Source organism: Streptomyces sp. NPDC002520, from assembly GCF_053595235.1.
Genome location: NZ_JBSFXG010000027.1, coordinates 91855 through 115675 on the forward strand (window position 1 = coordinate 91855; position 23821 = coordinate 115675).

Sequence of the window (23821 nt, forward strand, 5' to 3'; positions counted from 1 at the left end):
CTGGCGCACAGGCCCCCTAGGCCTGTGCGCTGTCGTCGCTCTTCCTCGCCCTCGGCAGGGCGAGCAGGATCTCCTCACGCAACTCGTGGATCTTCGGGTAGCCGGCGTACTCCGCGGTGAGCCGGTACATCTGCCGCAGCCGGTCCCAGGTGCGACGGGACGAGTTGGACCCCATCGACATCAGCGCGAGCCGTGCGTAGCGGTCCGCCTGTTCGGGGTCGTCGGCGATGAAGCAGGCCGAGGCCATGGAGAGATGGTCGAAGATCTTCGACCGCTCCCGCCCGTCGATGCGCAGGGACAGGGCCTTCTCCGCGTAGTACTGGGCGAGGGCCGCCGCCGTCGGATCGAACTCGGCGAGGGTGCGGTAGGCGAGCGCCTGCATGCCGTACAGGTCCTCGTCCTTGAAGGTCTGCATCCAGCCCGGGGCCTCGGTGTCCTGACGGTCGGAGACGAAGAGATCCTCCGCGTGCCCGAGCGTGCGGCGCATCGCCTGACCCTTGCCCATGGACGCCTGTGCCCAGGCCTCGATGGTGTGGAACATCGCCTTCGTCCGCGGCTGGAGGCGCTCCCCCGCACCGGTCTGGGCGAGCTTCATCAGGTCCAGCGCGTCGTCGGGCCGGCCGAGGTGCACCATCTGCCGGGCCGCCCGGGACAGGGCCTCCCCGGCACGCGGCCGGTCACCGCCCTCGCGGGCCGCGTGGGCGGCGATGACGAAGTACTTCTGGGCCGTGGGCTCCAGGCCGACGTCGTGCGACATCCAGCCCGCGAGGACGGCGAGGTTGGCGGCGACGCCCCACAGACGCCGCTGGAGATGGGATGGGTGGTGGTAGGCGAGCATGCCGCCCACCTCGTTGAGCTGGCCCACGACCGCCTTGCGCTGGAGCCCGCCGCCGCGGGCCGCGTCCCAGGCGCGGAACACGTCGACCGAACGCTCCAGTTCCTCGATCTCCTGCGACCCGATGGGGGCGGCCTCGTAGCGGTCGAACCCAGCGAGGTCGGCGTGCAGGGGATCGTGGACGACAGGGGCGTCGGCCTTCAGGGTCGGGTCGGTGTGCAGCCAGTCGTACATGGCGCTGCTGAGTGTGGATCCCGCGGCGAGCGCTGCACCCGCGCCCACCAAGCCGCGTCGGTTGAGCATGAGGTCCATTCCCGTGAATTCGGTGAGGACCGCGGCGGTCCGCTCGGGCGCCCACGGCACTGCGTCGGGATGTTCCGCATTCCCGTCGCGCTGCCGTTTTCCCGTACGCCCGTGCCGCACCAGACCGAGGTCCTCGATGGTCACGACACGGCCGAGACGCTCGGTGAACAGAGCCGCCAGCACCTGCGGCACGGGATCGCGCGGGATCTCTCCCATGTCGATCCAACGCCGCACCCGTGAGGTGTCGGTCGACAGCTGAGGGTGGCCCATGGCCGCCGCCTGCTTGTTGACCAGCCTCGCGAGTTCGCCCTTCGACCAGCCGGCCAGGCCGAACAGGTCGCAGAGACGGGTGTTGGGTTGTCCGCTCACGTCAAGCCCCCAGGTACTCGGCTGAGTTGACACTAGCCCCGTGGAGGTTGCCGGGCGACTATTCGCCACGGTTCGCCAGGGTGCGCCAGATGGTGTGCCAGTGGCCATCGGGTGTCAGTTAGGAACGAGCCACCCCGACCCGGTCGCCTTCGGTAATTCGCTACGGCAGGTGCATTCCCCAGGGTGCACCCGGGCGACCGGGCCGGGACGGCGTTCGCATCCGAAGCAAGCACTTTGAGGGACGCGTTCGACAGCACGCTTCGAAGGCGGCCCACAGCCAGGCACCGCAGGCACACGAAGGGATCTGTATCTCCCATGTACGCAGCATCGTCCTCCGTGTCCGCTCCGCCCCGGCCGCTGCGTCCCCGCCCGGCGGGCGGCGGACCGTACCTCGACCCGGCGGCGCGACCGGGAGCCCCCGTGCTGGGCGCGGGCAGACCACGGCGCGTCCCCGGCCCGTCCGGTCCCCAACCGGTCAGTGGAAGACTCGACTTGTCCGGCCCGCAGGGAGCGCAGCTGCGCACCGCGATCGCGTCGGTGCACCGGATCTGCCCGGAGTTCACTCCGGTGCAGGTGCTGCGCCGCAGCGGGCGGTCCGTCCTCCTGATCGGGACGACCGGACGCAGCACGGCCGTGGCCAAGTGTCTCCTGGACCACTCCCCCGCCTGGGCGGAACGCGGCCGCCACGAAATAGCCGCATACCGCTCGTTCGTCCGGCACCGGCCGCCCGTGCGGGTGCCGAGACTGATCGCGGCGGACCCGGACAACTGCACCCTGGTGATCGAGCGCATGCCGGGCCGGGTGGCGGCGCTGCAGCGGCATCCGCTGGAGGCGCCGCCCCGCCCCGACATCCGGGCCGCGCTCGGCGCCATCTGCCGGCTGAACGCATGGCGGCCCCCGGCGGGCACCTTCGACGCCCCGCTGGACTATGCGGCCCGCATCTCCCGGTACCACGAACTGGGGCTGCTGACCGACCGGGACCTGGGCGACCTGCAGAAGCTGCTGCACGGCATCGCGCACTCGGCCGGCCGCCAGGGCATGGGCCAGTTCTGCCACGGCGACGCCCTGCTCTCCAACATCCTGCTCTCACCGGCCGGTCCGGTACTGGTGGACTGGGAGCACGCGGGTTGGTATCTGCCGGGGTACGACCTGGCGACACTGTGGCTGGTCCTCGGGGACGCTCCGGTGGCCCGGCGCCAGATCAGCCAGATCGCCCAGTCGGCGGGCCCGGCCTCCCGGGACGCCTTCCTGGTGAACCTGATGCTGCTGCTCACCCGGGAGATCCGTACGTACGAGACGGCCGTGCAGCGTTCGATGCACGACACGGCCCCGGCGGCACCGGGCACGGCCCACCCGGGTGCCGTGCCGTCCGGCGAGGAACAGCGGCTGCTGCTGCGGCGGCTGCACGACGACTGCCAGATGGCCCGACGGGCCGTCCGAGCGGCGGTCGGCACGCGCTGACGGGGCGACGGGTCCGCGGTGCGCCAGAGCGGCGGCGCACCGCGGGCCTTCGTGTGCCCGGCCCCGTCGCGGCGGCCGTACGACGCCTGCCACGAGAACCACTGGTGTACACCAGTGATGCCCCGCAGGCCCGCGCCCCGCCGCCGCGAAACTCGCCGACCCCCTACGTGACATGGGAATTCACCATCCTGGGGGCATCATTGACGGATCGTCGGCAAGCCGGTACCACAGAGCCAGCTCGGCCCCGCACGCCCCGCCACGCCCGCCCGTCCCAGGAGGTCGCCTTGCGAGGATCCGCCACCGACCCCACATCCGCCCCCGGCCACAGACATCTGCGGCGCACCGCCGGCACACTCGCCTCCGCCGCGCTGTTGCTGCCCCTGCTCGGCGCCGCCCCGGCCCAGAGCGCGACCGACTCGTCCTCGGCAGGCCACTTGCAGCAGGCCTTCGCCACCGCCGCCGCCGAGTACCACGTGCCGCAGAGCGTCCTGCTGGCCGTCTCCTACCTCCAGTCCCGCTGGGACTCGCACGCCGGGGCGCCCAGCGTGACCGGTGGCTACGGCCCGATGCACCTCACCGACGCCCGTACCGCCCTCGCCACCACCGAGCACTTCGCGGAGGGCACCGAGGACGCCCGCGGTGACAGCGCCCGCGCGGCCCTGCACCCGGAGATCAAGGTCCCGAGCGGCGCGGCACTCCCTGCCCGCCTCAGGACGCTGCCCAGGGCGGCCGAGCTGACCGGCATCCCGGCAAACCGGCTGCGCACCGACCCGGCCTCCAATGTGGCCGGCGGTGCCGCGCTGCTCGCCGCGGCCCAGAAGGACATGGGCGAGTCGCTGAGCGCCGACCCGGCCGCCTGGTACGGCGCGGTGGCCCGTTTCTCCGGCGCCGACGACAGCGCGACCGCGGCGGCGTACGCGAACGACGTGTACGACGTGCTGCGCACCGGCGAGGAGCGCACCACGGACGACGGCCAGCTGGTCACGCTGGCCGCGCGGCCGCGACTGGACGCCGACACCACGCAGCTGCGCCGGACCGGCCTGCGCACCGCGGCGGCGGACGACGGCGTCGAATGCCCGAACTCCGTGTCCTGTGTGTCGATCCCGGCGCCGTACGAGGAGTTCGGGGACAACGACTACGGCAACCACGATCTGGGTGACCGCCCCCTCTCGCAGAGCATCAAGTACATCGTCATCCATGACACCGAGGGCGCGTGGGACGGGGTGCTGAACCTGATCCAGGACCCCACCTATGTGTCCTGGAACTACACCATCCGCTCCACCGACGGGCTGATCGCCCAGCACGTCAAGGCGAAGGACGTGGCCTGGCACGCGGGCAACTGGGACGTCAACGCCCGGTCCGTCGGCATCGAGCACGAGGGCTTCCTCGCCGCGCCGGACGCCTGGTACACGGAGGCGATGTACCGGTCCTCGGCGCGGCTGGTGAAGTACCTGGCCCATGCGTACGGCATCCCGCTGGACCGGCAGCACATCCTGGGCCACGACAACGTGCCGGGGCCGACCACGTCGACCATTCCCGGCATGCACACGGACCCTGGTCCGTACTGGGACTGGCGGCACTACTTCGAGCTGCTCGGCCACCCCTTCGAGCGCACGGGCGGCAGTCACGCCGCACTGGTGACGATCCTGCCGGACTACGCGACGAACCAGCCGGTGTACTCGGGCTGCACCACCCGGGGCGTGCCCTGCACGGCGCACGGTTCCAGCGAGGTGCGGCTGTACTCCGACCACGACGTGAACGCGCCGCTGATCAAGGACATCGGTGTGAAGACCGCCCCGACCGACGGGGTGAACGACCTGTCCTCGCGGGTCTCCACCGGGCAGCAGTTCGCGCTGGCCGACAGCTGGGGCGACTGGACGGCGATCTGGTACCTGGGGCAGAAGGCCTGGTTCCGGAACCCGGCCAAGGAGAAGACGGCCGTGCCGGCGTCCGGTCTGCTGGTCACCCCGAAGGACGGTCTGGCGAGCGTCCCGGTGTACGGCCGCGCGTACCCGGAGAAGGAGGCCTACCCGGCGGGTGTCCCCGCGCAGTCGGTGGTGCCGCTGCCGTACACCATTGCGGCGGGGCAGAAGTACGTGGTCGGTGACGCGATGCCGGGCCAGTACTACTACGCGGTCACCTTCACCACCGACTCGCACCGGGTCGTGATCGGCAAGGACCTGTACTACGAGATCCAGTACGGCCACCGGGTGGCGTTCGTCCGTGCGGCGGACGTCCGTCTGGAGGGATCCGCCGGCTAGCCCGGACGGGCCCTGTTCAGCCCTGCTGGAAAAGCTCCGCCGGGAGCGGCTTCAGCAGGGCGTACAGGTCGTCGGTGATGGGGCGGTCCCAGGCGGCGATGGTCACCAGGACGCCGTCGCTGCGGTCGAACTGCACGCAGGAGATACGGCTCTCGGAGAGCTTCAGACGGCGCACGATCAGGAGATTGTCGCCCTGCAGGACGGGGGTGTCCTCGGTACTGACGACGGTGACCTCCTCGTCGTTCTCCAGCGCGAGGAGGAGCTGGCCCACCTCGAAGGGGATCTCGCCCTCGACGACGTCCCGGGCCGGGGATCCCTCGGGGAGATTGCCGATGATCATGGCGGGGCCGCGGCCGCCGAACAGGTCGTAGCGCAGGAAGACGCCCTGGCAGGTGCCGTCAGGGGCGGGCAGCAGGCCCGCGCCGAGATTGCCCGGCCAGTCGCCCGGGTCCATGGCCAGCACGTCGAAGTCGGGACCGGCGGGAGTGGCGCTGCGGCGGCGGAGGAACGACATGCCGCCATGGTACGTGCCCGGGCATGTTCGACGACGTGCGGGCGCCGCCTCGGTGTCGCCCGTGCGGGCGTGTCCGTCACGGAGCGTGGCCGGTGCACGGGGCCGGCGGTGTCACTCCTGCGAAGGGGCCGGCGGTACGACGGCCACGGGGCTCGCGGCGTGCAGCAGGACGGCCTGGGCGACCGAGCCCATCATGCGGGCCGGGACGAGCAGGCGGCGCCGATGGCGGCCGACGACGACCAGGTCGGCGCCCCGGGAGGCGGCGACGAGGTGGCCGGCCGCGTCGCCGGGCAGCGCCTCGGTGACGGCGCGGACCTCGGGATGCCGGGTGCGCGGCGGGCCGAGGTAGCCCTCGGCGAGAGACCGGGTCTCGCTCTCCACGGCCTCCTGCTCGACGAGCGGGACCACCAGCTGGCCGGCCGCCCACGTCTGCACGGGCCACGGATAGGCCGCGATCACCTGGACGCGTGCCCCGCGCAGGGCGGCCTCGGCGAAGGCGAAGTCGAGCGCGGCCTCGTCGGGACTGTCGACGTGCAGGCCGACGACGACCCGGGGCCCGGGTTCGGGGGTGCCCTCGCCGTGGACCTCGCGGCCGGGCCGGGGCACGATCACCACGGGGCACGCGGCGTCCCGGGCCGCGGCCAGCCCGGTGGAGCCCAGCAGCAGACTGGCGAAACCGCCCCGGCCGCGCGAACCGAGCACCAACAGCTGTGCGTCGGCGCCGAATTCGCGCAGAACCGCGCCCGGCACCCCCTCCACCGCGACATACTCCACGGCCGGTGTACCGGCGCGCTCGCCCAGCCGGGCGCGCACCTCGTCGAGAACCGGGTCGCCACCCTGGTCGGGCGGTCCGGCGACCAGGACGTCGGCCTGGCCCCAGGCCGCGTACTGCCGTACGTGCACCACGCGCAGTGGTGCCGCGCGGCGGCGGGCGGTCTCCAGCGCCCACTCCAGGGCGCGCAGGCTGTCCTCGGATCCGTCGACCGCGGCGATGACCGGCGCAGCGCTCATCGTTGTTCACCTCCGGTGTACGAGCTTCCCCCGTGCTGGGGCCAGCCTCGCTCAAGCGGCGGCCCCGACAGGACGTGAGCGGTCGCGTGTCCGGAAATACGACCGGAACTCCCCGGTTCGGCTCGCGCGGCAGGTCCGCCGGATCGAGTCAGGTCAGGTCGAACTCGCCCTCGCGCGCCCCGGAGACGAAGGCACCCCACTCGGCGGGGGTGAAGATCAGGGACGGGCTTTCCGGGCGGCCGCTGTTACGCATCGCGATGAACCCCTCGACGAAGGCGATCTGGACATCGCCCTGCCCTCGGCTGCTGGACTGCCACTTCGCGTTGCTGAGGTCCAGTTCCGGCTTGTCCCAGCCCATCAGCGGCTGCTGCTGGGTGATGCTCTCGGCCACGTCCGTGCTCCTCCCGGTTCGTCGTGCGCGGTCAGCCTAGCGACCGCTCACGACGGCCGACAGGCCATGTCCTGAGGACCTTTCAGGAGTCGGGCGGCTCGGATCCCACGAGCCACATGGAGAAGAACTGCGAACCGCCGCCGTAGGCGTGACCGAGCACTTTCCGGGCGCCGTCCACCTGGTGTTCTCCGGCCCGGCCGCGCACCTGGAGGGCTGCCTCGGCGAAGCGGATCATGCCGGAGGCGCCGATGGGGTTGGTGGAGAGCACGCCGCCCGACATGTTGACGGGCAGGTCGCCGTCGAGTTCGGTGACGCCGGACTCGGTGAGCTTCCAGCCCTCGCCCTCGGCCGCGAAGCCGAGGTTCTCCAGCCACATGGGCTCGTACCAGGAGAACGGGACGTACATCTCGACGGCGTCGACGTCGCGGCGCGGGTCGGTGACGCCGGCCTGCCGGTAGACGTCGGCGGCGCAGTCCTTGCCGGCCTGCGGGGAGACGAAGTCCTTGCCGGCGAAGAGGGTCGGTTCGCTGCGCATGGCGCCGCCGAGCATCCAGGCGGGCGGCCGGGGCGCGCGGGCGGCTCCGGCGCGGTCGGTGAGGACCATGGCGCAGGCGCCGTCGGAGGACGGGCAGGTCTCGGAGTAGCGGATGGGGTCCCAGAGCATGGGCGAGGCCTGGACCTTCTCCAGGGTGATGTCGTGCTCGTGCAGGTGGGCGTACGGGTTCTTCAGGGCGTTGCGCCGGTCCTTGTAGGCGACGAGGGAGCCGATGGTGTCGGGGGCGCCACTGCGTCGCATGTAGGCGCGGACGTGCGGGGCGAAGAAGCCGCCGGCGCCGGCGAGGAGGGGCTGCTGGAAGGGGATGGGCAGGGACAGGCCCCACATGGCGTTGGACTCGGACTGTTTTTCGAAGGCGAGGGTGAGGACGGTGCGGTGGACGCGGGCCGCGACGAGGTTCGCGGCGACCAGCGCGGTGGACCCGCCGACCGAGCCGGCGGTGTGCACCCGGAGCATGGGCTTGCCGACCGCGCCGAGGGCGTCGGCGAGGTACAGCTCGGGCATCATCACGCCCTCGAAGAAGTCGGGCGCCTTGCCGATGACGACGGCGTCGATGTCGGCCCACGTCAACTCGGCGTCCTCGAGGGCTCGCTGGGCGGCCTCCCGCACGAGTCCGGCGATCGACACGTCGTGGCGGGCGGCCACGTGCCTGGTCTGGCCGACGCCTGTGACGGCCACGGGCTCCTTGCTCATCGTGGATCCCCTTCGAGTACGGCGACCAGGTTCTGCTGGAGGCAGGGGCCGGAGGTGGCGTGGGCGAGAGCGCGGTCGGAGGTGCCGCGGTGGATGCGGGCGGCGGCCTCGCCGATGCGGATGAGTCCGGCGGCCATGACGGGGTTGGCAGCAAGCGCGCCGCCGGAGGGGTTGACGCGCACACTGTCGTCGAGCCGGAGCGCCTTGCGCAGCACGATCTCCTGCGCGGTGAAGGGGGCGTGCAGCTCGGCCGTGTCGACGGGCCGTTCGAAGGCGCCGGCGCGTTCGGCGGCGAGCCGGGTGGACGGGGAGTCGGTGAGGTCGCGGACGCCCAGGGCGTGGGCCTCGATGCGGTGGTCGATGCCCCGGATCCAGGCGGGCCGCTCGCACAGCTCGCGGGCGCGTTCGCCGGCCGCGAGGACGACGGCGGCGGCGCCGTCGCCGACGGGCGGGCAGTCGCCGGTGCGCAGGGGCTGTACGACGTAGTCCCCTTGGGGGACCTGGCCCGTGAGCTGGGCGTGCGGGTTGGCGGCCGCGTCGGTCCGGCTGCGTGCGCCGATGGCGGCGAGGGCCCCTTCGTCGGTGTCGCCGGCGTCGATGAGGGCCTGTGCCTGCAGCGCGGCCAGAGCCACTGAGTCGGGCCACAGCGGGGCGACGTAGTACGGGTCGAGCTGCCGGGTCAGGACGTCGCGGACCGAGCCGGGTGAGCATTTGCCGTAGGAGTAGACGAGGGCTGTGTCGGCCTCTCCGGTGAGCAGTTTGATCCACGCCTCGTACAGCGCCCAGGCGCCGTCCATCTCGACGTGCGACTCGGAGATGGGCGGCCAGGCGCCGACCCCGTCGAGGGCGAGGGTGAAGGAGAAGGCGCGGCCTGCGAGGTAGTCGCTGGAGCCGGAGCAGGTGAAGCCGATGTCGGCGGTCTTCAGACCGGTCTGCGCCAGGACGTCGTGCAGCACCGGCATGAGCATCTCGACCTCGGAGAGTTCGTCCGTGGTGCGCCGGTGGTCGGTCTGTGCGAAGGCGACGACGGCGATGTCCCGGGCGCCCGGTGTTCCCTCGCTGGTCACAGCAGCTCCCTGTAGGTGTCGTAGTCGGCGTCGGGTTCGCCGGTCGGCCGGTAGTGATCCGGGTGGCGCGCACCGGGCGTCCACACCGGCTCGACTCTCAGTCCCATGCGCACCTCGTCGTAGGGGATGCCGCCGATGCGGGCGTGCAGGGCGAGGTCCGCGCCGTCGAGGGCGATGTGCGCGTAGACGTAGGGCACCTCGATGTCGAGGTTCTTGGCCTTGATGTTGACGATGCAGAAGGTGGTGACGGTGCCGCCGGGCCCCACTTCGACCCGTTCGGATGTGGCGACGCCACATGTGGGGCACGCACCCCTGGGCGGGACGTACACCTTGCGGCAGGACGGGCAGCGCTCGCCGACGATGTGCTGTTCGGAAAGTGACCCGATGTACGCGGACTGGGCGCGGCCGGGCGAGTATGTGTAGTCGAGGCGGGCGGCGGCGACGATGCCGGTGACCGGGTCCTCGAACTCCCCGCTGTGCCCGCTCACCCGGTCCTGCGCCCCTTCGTACGGCTCGAAGCAGGCGATGTCCGTGATGGCCCCGGAGCGCTCCTCGGCCCAGCGGACACGGACGCGCATGCCGGTGTGCACGGCCTGAGGACCCGGGGCGTCCAGGGCGTGCAGCAGGGCGGTGTCGGCGCCGTCGAGGCGGACCAGGACCCAGGCGAAGGGGGTGGTCAGGGGCTGGCCGCGACGGGGTTCGTGGTTCCAGGCCCAGGTGGTGACCGTGCCCGTGGGGGCGACCTCGACGAGGTCGCTGATCTCCTCGGCGGTGACGGGGTCGTACTCCACGGGCGGGACGAGGGTGCGGCCGTCGGCGGTTCTCACCCCGAGGACCCGGCGTTCGCGCAGCCCGGTGAGGAAGGCGCTCTGGACGGGGCCGAGGGACCGGGTGAAGGGGAACTCGACCACGAGGGGGGCTCTGAGGAGTTCGGGCATCGGGGTTGCTCCTTCTGTGGTCCAAAGGGTCACGCGCGCTTGTAGACGGGGGGCCGCTTCTCGGCGAAGGCGCGGGTGCCTTCCTTGGCGTCGGCGGTGTCGAAGACCGGCCAGCCGCGCGCCAGTTCGGCGGCGAGGCCGTCGGTCTCGGTCAGCTCGGCGGTCTCGTACACCGACGCCTTGACGGCCTCGACGGCGAGCGGCCCGCAGGCGTTGATCCGCTCGGCGATCTGCAGCGCCTCGGCGAGCGCGGTGCCGTCGGGGACGACGTGCCCGATCAGCCCGATGCGCTCGGCCTCCTCCGCGCTGTACGGACGCCCGGTGAGCAGCATCTCCAGGGCGTGGGTGCGCGGGATCTGGCGCTGCAGCCGCACCGTCGAGCCGCCGATCGGGAACAGGCCGCGCCGGACCTCGAAGAGCCCGAAGGTCGCGGACGTGCCGGCGACCCGGATGTCGGTGCCCTGAAGGATCTCGGTGCCGCCTGCCACGCAGTAGCCCTCGACGGCGGCGATCACCGGTTTGCGGGGGCGGTGGTGGCGCAGCATGGCCTTCCAGTGCAGGTCGGGGTCGGCCGTGAGCCGGTCCCGGTACTGCTGTCCGGCCATGCCGTCCCCGGCCAGGGCCTTGAGGTCCATGCCGGCGCAGAAGGCGCCACCGGCGCCGGTGAGCACGATCGAGCGGATCGTGTCGTCCTCGTCGGCCTCGATCCAGCCGTCGTACAGGCCGACGAGCATCGGCAGCGAGAGCGCGTTCTTCGCTTCGGGCCGGTTGAGCGTGAGTACCAGTGTGGCGCCTTCGCGCTGCACGGTGAGGTGTTCGGTCCCACCCATGGGCCATCTCCCCTCGGTAAGAACGAGAACAGGTTGCAGGAGCGGCGGAGGCACTTCAAGGGTTTTCTGACAGCCAGTCAGATTTATTCGCGCGCACCCTTCACAGTTGCGCCGCCCTTTGCTCTGATGACCGGCGGACCGACAGCTGCCAGGCCGGACTGCCCAGGGTCAGGAGGAGCGGTGGAGTACAACATTGCCGACCTGTTCGAGTCGGTCGTCGACGTGGTCCCGGACCGCGAGGCGCTCGTGTACGTCGACCATCCAGGTACGGGCGCGGAACGCCGGCTGACGTACGGGGAGCTTGACGCGGCCGCGAACCGCGTCGCCCATCATCTGATCGACAGCGGGATACGCCCCGGGGAACACCTGGGCCTGCATCTGTACAACGGTGTCGAATACCTGCAGACGGTGCTGGCCTGCCTGAAGGCGAGGATCGTCCCGGTCAACGTCAACTACCGTTATTTGGAAGAGGAGTTGGTCTACCTCTACCGGGACGCGGATCTGGTCGCCCTGGTCTTCGACGCGGAGTTCGCCGACCGGGTGGCGGCGGCGCTGCCGCGCACCCCGGGGCTCAGGCACCTGGTGCGGGTGGGCACGCCGGGAGACGTCCCGGGCGCGGTGCCGTTCGCGCGGGCGGAGGCGGCCGGATCGCCCGGCCGGGGCTTTCCGGCCCGGTCGGGAGACGACCAGTTCATCATCTACACGGGCGGCACGACCGGCATGCCCAAGGGGGTGATGTGGCGTCAGGAGGACCTGTTCTTCGCGGGCCTGGGTGGCGGAGCGCCGACGGGTGAACCGGTGAAGACGCCACAGGAGCTGGCGGAGCGGGTCGCGGCGGGCGGGTCCGGGATCACCTTCTTCCCCACTCCCCCGCTGATGCACGGCACGTCCACCCTCACCGCCTTCATCGGCTTCAATTTCGGTCAACGGGTCGTCCTGCACCGCAGGTTCGTGCCGGAGGAGGTGCTGCGGACCGTGGCGAAGGAGAAGGTCTCCAGCATGTCCCTGGTCGGCGACGCGATGCTCCGGCCGCTCATCGACGCCCTCAGCGGCCCGCTGAAGGGAACGGACTGCTCGGCACTGTTCAGCGTCTCCTCGTCCGGCGCCATCATGTCGGAGACGGTGCGCCGGCAGTTCCGCGAACTCGTCCCGAACGCCCTGCTGCTGAACAACTTCGGCTCGTCCGAGTCCGGTTTCAACGGGACGGCGACGGAAGACTCGGGACCCGAGCGGGGTTTCCGCATCCGGGTCAACTCCCGTACGCAGGTGGTGGATCCGGCCACGCGCGAACCGGTCACCGTCGGCGAGGTCGGCCGGGTCGCGCAGTGCGGCCACGTCCCGCTCGGCTACTACAACGACCCGCGGAAGACGGCGGAGACGTTCTTCGAGAAGGGCGGGCGGCGCTGGGTGCTGCTCGGCGACATGGCGACGGTGGACGAGGAGGGCGTGGTCACCGTCCTCGGCCGGGGCTCGCAGTGCATCAACACCGGGGGCGAGAAGGTGTACCCGGAGGAGGTCGAGCAGGCCCTCAAGGCCCATCCGGACGTGTACGACGCGCTGGTCGCCGGGGTGCCGGACGCCACGTGGGGCAACCATGTGGCGGCCGTGGTGCAGCTGCGCGAGGGCGCCGCGCACCCCTCCCTGACCGACATCCAGGACCACTGCCGGACCCGGCTGGCCGGCTACAAGATCCCCCGCCAGCTGGTGATCACGGACTCCATCCGGCGCTCCCCGAGCGGCAAGGCCGACTACCGGTGGGCACGGGAGGTGGCGGTGACGGCGGACCGTTAGCCGTACAGGAACGGCTCCAGCACGGCGAGGTACTCCTCCGGCCGCGTCTCGTGCACCAGGTGCCCGGCGTCGACGGTCACCATCCGGGTGTCCGGGATCAGCTCCGCCAGCCGCGCGACCTCGTCCTGCGGGAGATGACCCAGGACGGGCGGCGCGTCCTGCGGGCCACAGCTGCGGCAGGCCAGGGTGATGCCGTTCGCCTCGACGGTGTACGGGAGAGCGGTGTCCATGTGGGGCACGCCAGCGGGCCGGTCCGCGACCGCGAGGTCTACTTCGCCGACGGCGGAGCGGCGCCCGTGGTGTCGTCGAGGAAGGCGAGAGCGCTGCGGACGAAGTGCTGCGGGTCGTCCAGCCACGGATAGTGGGCGGCGCCCGGCTGGACCGTGACCTCGGCGTTCGGGAAGGCCTCGGCGGAGCGACGGGTGGCGTCGGGGCGCGGCGAGCCGTCGACCTCACCGGCGTACAGCAGGACCGGCGCGTTCAGGGCGGCGAGGGCGGCCCGGGTGGCGTCCGGGGCGAAGGCGCCCTCGCCGGAGTACCGGTCGGCGGCCTCGTCGTTCGTCTGCTCCTCCTCGGGCTCCGTGTGCGCGCGGGCGGCGTCGTCCCAGCGGCCGTAGAAGAACGGCAGGAACACCTCGTCGAAGTCCGCGCCCTCCGTGAGCCACGCCTCGAACGCGGGGAACGCCTCGGCGAACCACGGCTCGCCCGTCCGGAGCCGGGCCGCGGCCAGCCGGTCCTCGGGCGTGGCCCGCAGACCGAGAGCCGAGAGGTTCGGCGTGACCAGGACGAGCCGCCGGATCCGGTGCGGGTGGCGGGCCGCGTAGAGCAGCGCCAGGCAGGCGCCCGCCGAGTGGGCGAGCAGATCCATGTGCTCCAGACCCATGTGGGCGCGCCACATCTCCACGTCCTCGACCATCCGGTCGCAGCGGTACGTCGCCGGGTCAGCCGGCACGGCGGAGTCACCGGTGCCCCGCAGGTCGAGCAGGGCGAGGCGGCGATGTCCGGCCAGCCCGCCAAGATCACCGAGGTAGGCGGAGGCCCGCATGGGGCCGCCGGGCAGCACGGCGAGCGGTGCGCCCTCGTCCTCGCCCCGGAGGTGGTAGGCGAGCCGGGTGCCGTCGGCTGTGGTGAAGGTCGGCATGCGCGCGATCATCCCGTTCCGGGGCACCGTGCCGCAACGCCTTTGCGTGTGGGGCCGAGACGACGGCGGATCCCGGGCGGACACCGACCGGGCGATCCCTCGTCCGCACCTCCACGAGCCCGTTTCCGGCACGGTCCGGTGGGAAAATTCCGGGCCGGCCTCTTGCCTGAACCCGGATGGCCTGAATTACTGGCCCCGAACAGTTCGACCGAATGATCGGTCGTCCGGATTGTACGGCTGACGAGGGAGACGTCCCGATGGCGGATGCGACGGACCTGCTCGACGCGGGCGAGCGGCTGGGGCCGGAGGAGCTGCGGGAACTGCAGCTGGAGCGGCTGCGCGCCTCGCTGCGGCACGCCTACGACCACGTGCCCTTCTACCGCGCGTCCTTCGACAAGGCCGGTGTCCGCCCCGAGGACTGTCGTTCGCTCGCCGATCTCGCCCACTTCCCCTTCACCACCAAGACCGACCTCCGCGACAACTACCCGTACGGCATGTTCGCCGTGCCGCGGGAACGTGTGCGCCGCCTCCATGCCTCCAGCGGCACGACGGGGCTGCCCACGGTGGTCGGCTACACGGACAACGACCTTTCCGTGTGGGCCGACATGGTGGCCCGCTCGATCCGCGCGGCGGGCGGACGGCCCGGCGACGTGGTGCATGTGGCCTACGGCTATGGGCTGTTCACCGGCGGCCTGGGCGCCCACTACGGCGCCGAACGCCTGGGTTGTACGGTCGTCCCCGCGTCCGGCGGCATGACCTCCCGCCAGGTGCAGCTGATCCGGGATCTCGAGCCCCGCGTCATCATGGTCACCCCGTCCTACATGCTGACGCTGCTGGACGAGTTCGAACGGCAGGGCGTGGATCCGCGCACCACCTCGCTGCGGGTGGGCATTTTCGGCGCCGAGCCCTGGACCGAGCAGATGCGGCGCGAGATCGAGGAGCGGTTCGCGATCGACGCCGTGGACATCTATGGGCTGTCCGAGGTGATAGGCCCGGGTGTCGCCCAGGAGTGTGTGGAGACCAAGGACGGACTCCATGTGTGGGAGGACCACTTCTATCCGGAGATCGTCGATCCGATCACGGGTGAGGTGCTGCCCGAGGGCGAGCAGGGAGAGCTGGTCTTCACCTCGCTGACCAAGGAAGCCATGCCGATCGTCCGGTACCGGACCCGGGACCTGACACGGCTGCTGCCCGGCACGGCCCGCGCGTTCCGCCGGATGGAGAAGGTCACCGGGCGCAGCGACGACATGGTGATCCTTCGCGGGGTCAACCTGTTCCCGACCCAGATCGAGGAGATCGTGCTGCGTACACCCGGCGTGGCGCCGCACTTCCAGTTGCGCCTGACCCGGGAGGGCCGCCTCGACGCACTCACGGTGCGGGCCGAGGCCCGCACCGGCGCCACACCCGAGGCGCGGGACGCGGCGGCCGTGTCGATCGCCGCGGCCGTGAAGGACGGTGTCGGCGTGTCCGTGGCCGTGGAGATCGTGGAGCCGGAGTCGCTGGAGCGGTCGGTGGGCAAGATCCGCCGGATCGTGGATCTGCGGCCGCGCTAGCTAGTTCCACGGTTCCCGGTTGGGGTTCTCGCCCAGCATCCTCGCCGCGGTCACGCAGAGGTCCTCGCCGTACAGCTGGTTGCTGCCGTGTCCGGAGCCCCACAGGTCGGACGCGGCCTGGGCCACGGCGCGGAAGGAGAAGTCCTCATCGACTCGCCACGTACGAATCTGTACGGCCATCTCCAGGGTGATCGTTTCCGGATCCCCAGTGTTGTGTGCCATGCCACCAACCGTAGGGACGTCGCGGAGGAGCCGGCCACCCGATGAGGTCCCCGTCGACAGATCCGAAAGACCCTGCTGGTCGCCGAACCGCTCCCGCAGTTCCCGCTTGAGGATCTTGCCGCTGGCGTTGCGCGGCAGCTCGGACACGAACACCACCCGCTTGGGCGCCTTGAAGGAGGCGAGCTTCTCGCGTACGTGCGCGATGAGCCCGGCCTCCGTCACCTCGCCATACGGGACGACGACCGCCGTGACGGCCTCGATCCACTGCTCGTCGGGCAGGCCGATCACGGCCGCCTCGGCGACGGACGTATGGGTGTAGAGCGCGTCCTCGACCTGGCGTGAAGCCACCAGCACCCCACCGGAGTTGATGACGTCCTTCACCCGGTCGACGATCGTGAGGTAGCCGTCCGCGTCCCGCACCGCGAGGTCGCCGGAGTGGAACCAGCCGCCCCGGAAGGCCTCGGCGGTCTCCTCGGGCTTGTCCCAGTAGCCCTCGCACAGCTGTGGTGAGCGGTAGACGATCTCGCCGGGGGTGCCGTCGGGGACGTCCTCGCCCTTGTCGTCGACCACACGGGCGTCCACGAACAGCACGGTACGGCCGCAGGAGTCCAGCCGCCCCTCGTGCTCGTCGGGGGCGAGGACGGTGGCCAGGGGGCCGATCTCGCTCTGCCCGAAGCAGTTGTAGAAGGCGAGCCCGGGCAGCCGCTCACGCAGCCGGCTGAGCACGGGCACCGGCATGATCGAGGCGCCGTAGTAGGCCTTGCGCAGGCCGCTCAGGTCGCGGGTGGCGAAGTCGGGGCGGTTCGCCAGGCCGATCCATACGGTGGGCGGCGCGAACAGGCTGTCCACGCGGCCCGCTTCGATCAGGTCGAAGAGGCGGTCGCCGTCCGGCGCGTCCAGGAGGATGCTGGTCGCGCCGACCGCGAGGTACGGCAGGAGGAAGACGTGCATCTGCGCCGAGTGGTACAGCGGCAGCGCGTGCACGGGCCGGTCGCCGGCGCTCAGGTCGAGGGCGGTGATGGCGCTCAGGTACTCGTGCACCAGCGCCCGGTGGGTCATCATCGCGCCCTTGGGCAGCGCGGTGGTCCCGGAGGTGTACAGCAACTGCACCAGGTCCTCGGTGCGCGGTTCGGGCCCGTCGTACGGCGGTGTGTCCGTCAGCCGGGCGAGGAGGGAGCCCTCCGCGTCCCGCAGGGACATCACCCGTACCCCGTCCGGGAGTCGGCCGGCGAGGTCCGGGTCGGCGAGCACGAGCGTGCTGCCCGACTGGCCGACGATGTACGCCAGGTCGTCGCCGGTCAGGTTCTGGTTGACCGGCACATGGACCAGACCCGCGCGGGAGCAGGCCAGGAAGGCGATCAGGTAGGCGTCGGAGTTGTGGCCGTAGGCACCGACGCGGTCGCCGGGGCCGACGCCCTGGGCGAGCAGCAGGGCGGCGGCGCGCGAGACGGCGTCGTCGAGTTCCTCGTACGTCCAGGTGCGTTCGCGGTACTCCAGCGCGACGCGCGCCAGGGTGCGCCGGGCGCTGCGTCGCAGCACCCCGTCGACCGTGCTGCCGTGTCCCTGCGTCATGACAGCCGATCTTCGGGCCGGCCGACCGACTGGTCAAGAGGCCTCACACCGACCGGCCTCGCCCCTCCCAGTACGGTTCCCGCAGCCGTCGCTTGTACAGCTTGCCGTTGGGGTCGCGGGGCATCTCGGCGATGAAGTCCACGGTCTTGGGGCACTTGTAGCCGGCGAGCAGCCGGCCGCAGTGGTCGAGGAGGGCGGCGGCGAGGGCGGGCCCCGGTTCGTGTCCGGGGGCGGCTTCCACCACGGCCTTGACCTCCTCGCCCCAGTCGTCGTGCGGGATGCCGAAGGCGGCGGCGTCGGCGACGGCGGGGTGGGCGAGCAGCGCGGACTCGATCTCGGCCGGGTAGATGTTGACCCCGCCGGAGATGATCATGTCGATCTTGCGGTCGCGGAGGAAGAGGTAGCCGTCCTCATCGAGGTAGCCGAGGTCGCCGACGGTGAAGTAGTCGCCGATGCGGTTCTTGCGGGTCTTGGCGTCATCCTTGTGGTACGAGAAGGCGCCGGTGCTCATCTTCATGTAGACGGTGCCCAGCCGGCCGGGCGGGAGCCGGTTGCCGTCGTCGTCGAAGACGGCGAGTTCGCTGATGGGCCAGGCCCTGCCGACCGTGCCGGGCTTCTTCAGCCAGTCCTCGGCGGTGGCGAAGGCACCGCCGCCCTCGCTGGCCGCGTAGTACTCCTCCACGCAGGTCCCCCACCAGTCGATCATGGCCCGCTTGACGTGGTCCGGGCAGGGAGCGGCGCCGTGGATGGCGTGCCGCATCGACGACACGTCGTAGCGGGCCCGCACCTCGTCCGGGAGTGCCAGCAGCCGGTGGAACTGGGTCGGGACCATATGGGTGTGCGTGCACCGGTGGCTGTCGATGAGGCGGAGCATGTCCTCGGGTGTCCACCTCTCCATGAGGACCAGGCGGTGGCCGATGTGCAGGGACGCGCCCGCGAACTGGAGGACGGCCGTGTGGTAAAGCGGCGAACAGACGAGATGGACGTTGTCGTCGAACGGCCTGATGCCGAAGATGCCGAGGAACCCGCCGAGGTAGGCCTCCTCGGGGGGCTTTCCGGGCAGCGGGCGGCGGATGCCGCGCGGGCGTCCGGTCGTGCCGGAGGTGTAGTTCATGACCCAGCCGAGCGTGCGGTCGGCGGGCGCCGACTCTGGCTGTCCGTCGAGGAGTTCGGCGTACGACCGGAAGCCTTCGACCTCGCCGACGGCGTGGCGGTGGGTGGCGGGGAGGCCGGCCTCGTCGGCGGCGGCGCGGGCGGCGGAGGCGTACCGCTCGTGCGCGATCAGCACCTTGGCGCCGGAGTCGGCGACGATCCAGGCGATCTCGGGTCCGACCAGGTGGTGGTTGACGGGAACGAGGTAGAAGCCGGCCTGGGAGGCGGCCAGGTAGGCGGTGAAGAACTCGACGCCGTTGGGCAGGACGACGGCGAAGGCGTCGCCGCGCCGGAGGCCGGCCGCGCGCAGTCCGTGGACGAGCTGGTTGGCGGCGGCGTGCAGGCGTCCCGCGGTCCAGGGCTCGCCGTCGGGGGCGATCAGGACCGTACGGTCGGGGTCCTGGGCGGCCTGGGCCCAGAAGCCGGCGGGGGGTGTGCTCACGGGTGCGGTCACGACCGGCCGCTCCTTCCGGCGATGTGGTTGACGCGGTCGACGGCCTGCTCGAAGCCGCGGGTGAGGTCGTCGAAGACGGCCTGGACGCTGCGCTCGCAGTTCATCCGGCCGACGATCTGGCCGACGGGGGTGCCGAGCAGCGGCTCGACCTCGTGCTTCTGGATGCGGGAGACGGCCTCGGCGACCAGCAGGCCCTGCAGCGGCATGGGCAGGGTGCCGGGTCCGGCCGGGTCGTCCCAGGCGTCGGTCCACTCGGTCCGCAATTGGCGGGCCGGTTTCCCGGTCAGGGCGCGGGAGCGGACGGTGTCCCCGGACCCGGCGGCGAGGAGTTTGCGGTTCAGGGCGGGCGAGTGGAGGTCGGCCTCTGTGGTGGTCAGCCATATGGAGCCCAGCCACACACCCTGCGCGCCGAGGGTGAGGGCGGCCGCCACCTGCTGTCCGCTGCCGATGCCGCCGGCGGCCAGCACGGGCAGCGGATCGACCGCCTCCACGACCTCGGGGGTCAGCACCATGGAGGCGATCTCCCCGGTGTGGCCGCCGGCCTCGTAGCCCTGGGCCACGACGATGTCGATGCCCGCTTCCTGGTGCTTGCGGGCGTGCCGGGCGCTGCCCGCGAGCGCGGCGACGAGCACGCCCCTCTCGTGAGCGCGGGCGACGACGTCGGCGGGAGGTGAGCCGAGCGCGTTGGCGAGCAGCCGGATCGGGTAGTCGAAGGCGACGTCGAGCTGGGTGCGGGCGACCCGCTCCATCCAGCCGGTGATGCGCCACCCGGACGCCTCGCCCTCGGCCAGTTCCGGCACCCCGTGCTTGGCGAGGGTGTCCCGCACGAACTGCCGGTGCCCCTCGGGGATCATCGCCTCGACATCGGCCTCGCTGACGCCCTCGACCTTCTTCGCCGGCATCACCACGTCCAGCCCGTACGGTCTGCCCTCGACGTGCGCCTCGATCCAGTCGAGGTCCCGCTTGAGGTCGTCGGGGGCGGTGTAGCGGACCGCGCCGAGCACTCCGAGACCGCCGGCCCGGCTGATGGCCGCGGCGACGGCCGGGAACGGTGTGAAGCCGAAGACGGCGTGCTCGATTCCCAGTCTCTTGCTCAGCTCCGTCTGCATGCGCGCAGGATGCCGCAGTCGTGCGGACGACGGAAGGCTTTTTCTGATGCACCGTCAGATTCCTTGCCGGGATGGCGCTGCCAGACCTGTTTCCGGGTCGGCGCTGCCGACAGGATGCGGGGTGCCCTGAACCGGGGCACCCCGCCGAAGCCCTGCGCGGCGGTCGCGCGCAGCTCCCGCTCCCCTGCGCGGCGCTACCCCTCCAGTGCGGCCATCGCCGCGTTGTGCCCCGGCACGCCGCTCACGCCGCCGCCGCGCACCGCGCCGGCGCCGCACAGCAGGACGTTGCCGTGCCGGGTCTCCACGCCCCAACGCCCGGTGCCCTCCTGCTCGTAGGGCCAGGACAGGGCGCGGTGGAAGATGTTGCCGCCGGGCAGGCGCAGGTCGCGTTCGAGGTCGAGCGGGGTCTTGGCCTCGACGCAGGGGCGACCGTCGGCGTCGGTGGCCAGGCAGTCCGCGACGGGTTCGTCGAGGTGCGCGTCGAGCTGGGCGAGGGTGGACTTCAGCAGCTCCTCGCGGACCGCGTCGTTGTCCCGGGCGAAGAGCCGGGCCGGGACGTGCAGGCCGAAGAGGGTGAGCGTCTGGTAGCCCGCGGCGGCGAGCTCGGGTCCGAGGATGCTGGGGTCGGTCAGCGAGTGGCAGTAGATCTCCGACGGCGGTGCGGCCGGGAGTTCGCCCGCCGCGGCCTGGGCGTGGGCGGTGGCCAGCTGCTGGTACCCCTCGGCGATGTGGAAGGTGCCGGCGAAGGCCTCGCGGGGGTCGACCGAGCTGTCGCGCAGCCTGGGGAGCCGCTTGAGCAGCATGTTCACCTTGAGCTGCGCGCCCTCGGCGGGCTCCGGGGCGATGTCCCCCGTCAGGGCGGCCAGCGCCTGCGGCGAGGCGTTCACCAGGACGTGGCGGGCGGCGGCGACCCCTTCGCCGTCGGCGGTGCGGTAGGTGACCTCGGCCCTCTGCCCGTCGGTGTCGATGCGCAGCGCCTCGTGCCCGGTCTCGATGACCGCTCCGGCCTGCCGCGCCGCCGCGGCCAGCGCGTCGGTGAGGGCGCCCATGCCGCCGACGGGCACGTCCCAGGCGCCGGTGCCGCCGCCGATGACGTGGTACAGGAAGCAGCGGTTCTGGGCGAGGGAGGCGTCGTGGGCGTCGGCGAACGTGCCGATCAGACCGTCGGTGAGGACCACACCCCGCACCAGGTCGTCGGCGAAGGTCTCCTCGATGGCGACGCCGATCGGCTCCTCGAACAGCGCCCGCCAGGCGGCCTCGTCGTCGACGCGGCGGCGCAGTTCCTCCCGCGTGGGCAGGGGCTCGGTGAGGGTCGGGAAGACCCGCTGGGCGACCTCGCCGGTCATGCCGTAGAAGCGCTGCCAGGACGCGTACTCGCGCTCGCCGCCGGTCAGCCGGGCGAAGGCTTCCCGGGTGCGCTCCTCGCCGCCGCCGACGAGCAGCCCGGTGGCCCCTCCGGCGCGCTCCACGGGGGTGTACGACGAGATGGTGCGTCCGCGCACCCGGAAGTCCAGGCCGAGATCGCTCACGATCTTCCGCGGCAGCAGGCTGACCAGATAGGAGTAGCGGGACAGTCGCGCGTCGACGCCGGCGAACGGGCGGGTGGAGACGGCGGCGCCGCCGGTGTGGTCGAGGCGTTCCAGCACCAGCACGGAACGGCCCGCCCGGCCCAGGTAGGCGGCGGCGACCAGACCGTTGTGCCCCCCACCGACGATGACGGCGTCGTACGTCCGGGTTCCTTCGTTTGCAGACATGGTTCTTCGTAACACGCGACGATCTACGACGACCAGAGGTGGGCGCGGCCCGACTTGATCAAGGTCGGCCACCCGGCCCGGTCGCCGTCGGCACCGAGGCCAGCCTGCGCCGCACCGCGGCGTGGATCTCGGACGGGCCTCGCGCCCACTCGATCGTGCGGCCCACCGCCGTCGCCACCGGCCGGTCCCACCAGGAGCGGACCGCGGCCGGCCGGTGCATGCCCAGTTCGGCCCGCGCCCACTCGGGAAGCAGCCCCACCGAGGCGTTCATCAGCACGCGCACGACCAGCCGCTCACGCCCCGTCCGGCCGAAGCCACGCAGGAACCGCACGGATTCCGACGCGGCCGGTGTCACCCGCAGTTGCGGACGCATACGGGTCAGGTAGCCCTCCACCTCCCCCACGGTGCGCGGCACGTCCCGCGCGCCGAGCATCTCGGCGACCGGAGCGACCTGGCCGTAGTACGTGTCGCACTCGGCGGGCGTGAGCCGCAGCCGCCGCGGCGCGTACGCCTGGTAGCCCGCCAGGAAGCTGCGCACCTCAGCGGTGTGCACCCAGGTGAGCAGCTCGGGGTCGTCGGCGCGGTACGGCCGTCCGTCCGGGGCGGTACCGCGCACCCGGGTGTGGATCCGCCGCACCAGAGCGATCGCATCCTGCGCTGCCGCCGTGGAGCCGAAGGTCGTCGTGGTGACGAACCGGGCGGTGCCGACGAGCCGGCCGATCGGGTCGGTCCGGAAGTCCGAGTGCTGGTCGACGCCGGCCATGGCCAGCGGGTGCAGCGTCTGCAGCATCAGCGCCGCGAATCCCCCGGCGAGCATGCCGGCCGGATGCCCGTGCACCCGCCAGGCCGGATCGCCCGGGGTGATCCCGAGCAGCCCCCGGTCACCGGCCGGCCCCTCGTACCGCTCCAGCTTGAGATCCCCGCCGTGCACGGTCGCCTTGAGCTCGTCGGCGATCCGGGTCCGCAGCCCCACGAGCACCTCCGCGATCCGCCGGGAAGCCGCCCCACCGCTTTCATTGTCCCCGCGGCGGCGCACTCGAGGCGTGCGCCCGGCTGCGTACCGAGATCGACTCGATGCCCGCCGAACTCGACGAGATCACCTGCCGCGTCACCCGCCTGAGCGCTACGGCACGACGTTCTTCGACGAGCTTGGCCTCTACCGCATCCTGGTCCCTGGCAGGAGCATCCCGGCGGGGCTTCGTCGTCTAAAGAGCTCTCACACAGGTCTCACCAACTGTGCGGACACCCTCCGGACTGTGAGAGGTCGTCAGCATGATGCCGGTGACCGTGACGCGCTGTGCAGCCTTTGCTGCGCGTGTACGCGTCACGGTCACCGGCACACTGTGGCGCCGGAAAGGCGCGGCCCGCCTATGCGGCTTGGGTGAGTTCGGCGCGGCCGAACAGCAGCGCGTAGCCGGAGGGGAGCTGGCGCAGGATGCGGGTCAGCAGGTCAGGGCCCGCGTAGGCCGCGACGGCGGAGAAGACGGATCCGGTGTCCCAGCGGGTGGTGGCCAGGGATGCGCCGGTGCGGGCGGCGAGGTCCTTGACGAAGGCCCAGCCACCCAGCGGCTGAGTGTCGGGGATCTGGGCGGTGAGGATGCGTGCCGCTTCGACGGGGAGGCGGGCTGCCAGTTCGACGCGTTCGTCGCCGGTCAGCTGGCGTCCCAGTCCCGCAAGAACGAGGCGGACGGCTTCCTCGGCCTTCTCCCGGGCGGGGTAGGCGCCTTCGTAGCGGACCCTCTCCAGCATGTGCTCGTACGCCCTGCCGTAGGGCTGCTGAAGCGGCGCGCTCTGGTCGGACATCACTGCGGTGGTTGCCTTTCTGTCACCAGGGTCGTGGTGGC

General features: G+C 71.8%; 19 protein-coding genes and 1 pseudogene. 4 read left to right on the forward strand and 16 right to left on the reverse strand.

Features of this window, described 5'->3' with window-relative positions:
- Positions 1–16: 16 nt before the first annotated feature.
- Entirely contained in the window at positions 17–1507 is a 1491-nt protein-coding gene (locus ACWD5D_RS30890; protein ID WP_451376061.1) for a DNA-binding protein NsdB, read from the reverse strand.
- Positions 1508–1822: 315 nt separating this feature from the next.
- Here ACWD5D_RS30890 and ACWD5D_RS30895 point away from each other — a divergent pair, with 315 nt between their 5' ends.
- The gene (locus ACWD5D_RS30895; RefSeq protein WP_451376062.1) at positions 1823–2968 is read left to right on the forward strand and encodes an aminoglycoside phosphotransferase family protein; all 1146 of its coding nucleotides are present in this window, start codon (positions 1823–1825) and stop codon (positions 2966–2968) included.
- A gap of 284 nt (positions 2969–3252) precedes the next feature.
- The gene (locus tag ACWD5D_RS30900; RefSeq protein WP_451376063.1) at positions 3253–5229 is read left to right on the forward strand and encodes an N-acetylmuramoyl-L-alanine amidase; all 1977 of its coding nucleotides are present in this window, start codon (positions 3253–3255) and stop codon (positions 5227–5229) included.
- 16 nt (positions 5230–5245) lie between these two features.
- On the opposite strand, the gene ACWD5D_RS30905 is transcribed toward ACWD5D_RS30900, so the two are convergent.
- The 7 genes from ACWD5D_RS30905 to ACWD5D_RS30935 all read right to left on the reverse strand — a co-directional run bounded on the left by ACWD5D_RS30905 (position 5246) and on the right by ACWD5D_RS30935 (position 11229).
- Positions 5246–5743 (reverse strand): hypothetical protein, encoded by a 498-nt coding sequence (locus ACWD5D_RS30905; protein WP_451376064.1) that lies wholly within the window; start codon positions 5741–5743, stop codon positions 5246–5248.
- Between the two features lie 111 nt (positions 5744–5854).
- Positions 5855–6754 (reverse strand): universal stress protein, encoded by a 900-nt coding sequence (locus ACWD5D_RS30910; RefSeq protein ID WP_451376065.1) that lies wholly within the window; start codon positions 6752–6754, stop codon positions 5855–5857.
- Between the two features lie 148 nt (positions 6755–6902).
- Positions 6903–7145: a DUF397 domain-containing protein gene (locus tag ACWD5D_RS30915; RefSeq protein ID WP_451376066.1), complete on the reverse strand. Its 243-nt coding sequence runs from the start codon at positions 7143–7145 to the stop codon at positions 6903–6905.
- Positions 7146–7227: 82 nt separating this feature from the next.
- Positions 7228–8394, reverse strand: coding sequence for a thiolase domain-containing protein (locus ACWD5D_RS30920; protein ID WP_451376067.1), 1167 nt, complete (start codon positions 8392–8394; stop codon positions 7228–7230).
- Positions 8391–9461 (reverse strand): thiolase domain-containing protein, encoded by a 1071-nt coding sequence (locus tag ACWD5D_RS30925; RefSeq protein WP_451376068.1) that lies wholly within the window; start codon positions 9459–9461, stop codon positions 8391–8393. The genes ACWD5D_RS30920 and ACWD5D_RS30925 overlap by 4 nt, the downstream gene beginning before the upstream one ends.
- Positions 9458–10399, reverse strand: a complete 942-nt coding sequence (locus ACWD5D_RS30930; protein WP_451376069.1) for a Zn-ribbon domain-containing OB-fold protein — start codon at positions 10397–10399, stop codon at positions 9458–9460. The genes ACWD5D_RS30925 and ACWD5D_RS30930 overlap by 4 nt, the downstream gene beginning before the upstream one ends.
- Positions 10400–10428: 29 nt before the next feature.
- Positions 10429–11229 carry a crotonase/enoyl-CoA hydratase family protein gene (locus ACWD5D_RS30935; protein WP_451376070.1) on the reverse strand — a complete coding sequence of 267 codons (801 nt, stop codon included), beginning with the start codon at positions 11227–11229 and terminating at the stop codon, positions 10429–10431.
- Positions 11230–11409: 180 nt separating this feature from the next.
- On the opposite strand from ACWD5D_RS30935, the gene ACWD5D_RS30940 reads away from it, so the two are divergent.
- Positions 11410–13020, forward strand: coding sequence for an acyl-CoA synthetase (locus tag ACWD5D_RS30940; protein WP_451376071.1), 1611 nt, complete (start codon positions 11410–11412; stop codon positions 13018–13020).
- On the opposite strand, the gene ACWD5D_RS30945 is transcribed toward ACWD5D_RS30940, so the two are convergent.
- Positions 13017–13250 (reverse strand): alpha/beta fold hydrolase, encoded by a 234-nt coding sequence (locus ACWD5D_RS30945; RefSeq protein ID WP_451376072.1) that lies wholly within the window; start codon positions 13248–13250, stop codon positions 13017–13019. The two genes, ACWD5D_RS30940 and ACWD5D_RS30945, sit on opposite strands and share 4 nt — an antisense overlap.
- 38 nt (positions 13251–13288) lie before the next feature.
- Positions 13289–14161: an alpha/beta fold hydrolase gene (locus ACWD5D_RS30950; protein ID WP_451376073.1), complete on the reverse strand. Its 873-nt coding sequence runs from the start codon at positions 14159–14161 to the stop codon at positions 13289–13291.
- Positions 14162–14418: 257 nt separating this feature from the next.
- Between ACWD5D_RS30950 and paaK the strand changes: the two genes are divergently transcribed.
- A complete protein-coding gene (gene paaK, locus ACWD5D_RS30955) occupies positions 14419–15714 on the forward strand; it encodes a phenylacetate--CoA ligase PaaK (RefSeq protein WP_451376074.1) in 1296 nt (431 codons plus the stop codon).
- 300 nt (positions 15715–16014) lie between these two features.
- On the opposite strand, the pseudogene ACWD5D_RS30960 reads toward paaK, so the two are convergent.
- The 6 genes and pseudogenes from ACWD5D_RS30960 to ACWD5D_RS30985 all read right to left on the reverse strand — a co-directional run.
- Positions 16015–17508 (reverse strand): annotated as a pseudogene (locus ACWD5D_RS30960) (acyl-CoA synthetase); the annotation flags it as partial.
- A 43-nt stretch (positions 17509–17551) separates the two neighbouring features.
- A complete protein-coding gene (locus ACWD5D_RS30965) occupies positions 17552–19102 on the reverse strand; it encodes an acyl-CoA synthetase (protein ID WP_451376099.1) in 1551 nt (516 codons plus the stop codon).
- Positions 19103–19110: 8 nt separating this feature from the next.
- Entirely contained in the window at positions 19111–20223 is a 1113-nt protein-coding gene (locus ACWD5D_RS30970) for an NAD(P)H-dependent flavin oxidoreductase (protein WP_451376075.1), read from the reverse strand.
- Between the two features lie 194 nt (positions 20224–20417).
- Positions 20418–21977, reverse strand: a complete 1560-nt coding sequence (locus tag ACWD5D_RS30975; RefSeq protein ID WP_451376076.1) for a phytoene desaturase family protein — start codon at positions 21975–21977, stop codon at positions 20418–20420.
- Positions 21978–22035: 58 nt separating this feature from the next.
- Positions 22036–22950: an oxygenase MpaB family protein gene (locus tag ACWD5D_RS30980; protein ID WP_451376077.1), complete on the reverse strand. Its 915-nt coding sequence runs from the start codon at positions 22948–22950 to the stop codon at positions 22036–22038.
- 395 nt (positions 22951–23345) lie between these two features.
- Positions 23346–23780 carry a DUF2267 domain-containing protein gene (locus ACWD5D_RS30985; RefSeq protein WP_451376078.1) on the reverse strand — a complete coding sequence of 145 codons (435 nt, stop codon included), beginning with the start codon at positions 23778–23780 and terminating at the stop codon, positions 23346–23348.
- Positions 23781–23821 lie beyond the last annotated feature (41 nt).